The sequence below is a fragment of the Pseudoalteromonas sp. J010 genome (genome assembly GCF_003934235.1).
Classification (GTDB): Bacteria; Pseudomonadota; Gammaproteobacteria; order Enterobacterales; family Alteromonadaceae; genus Pseudoalteromonas; species Pseudoalteromonas peptidolytica.
Genome location: NZ_RDBW01000098.1, coordinates 1 through 308 on the forward strand (window position 1 = coordinate 1; position 308 = coordinate 308).

2 rRNA genes are annotated in these 308 nt (G+C 41.2%); both read left to right on the forward strand.

The annotated features are described in order from the left end of the window. Positions 1-82, forward strand: a 23S ribosomal RNA gene (locus EAG18_RS22100); the annotation flags it as partial. Positions 83-195: 113 nt separating this feature from the next. Beyond that, positions 196-308 (forward strand): 5S ribosomal RNA (gene rrf, locus EAG18_RS22105); the annotation flags it as partial.

Here is a 308-nt window from a genome sequence, read left to right on the forward strand (position 1 = left end):
ACTACAACGTTGATAGGCGAGATGTGGAAGTGCTGTGAGGCATTAAGCTAACTCGTACTAATTACCCGTGAGGCTTAACCATACAACGCCAAAGTGGTTTAGCGACAGAAGTTAATAGACTGAAGTAGACAAAGAATTTAATAGCTTTTTCCAGATTTATATTAATGAAGGATACTTCATTAATGAACAGAATTTCCTGATGACCATAGCGTTTTGGAACCACCTGACCCCATGCCGAACTCAGAAGTGAAACAAAACAGCGTCGATGATAGTGTGGGCTTCCCATGTGAAAGTAGAACATCGTCAGG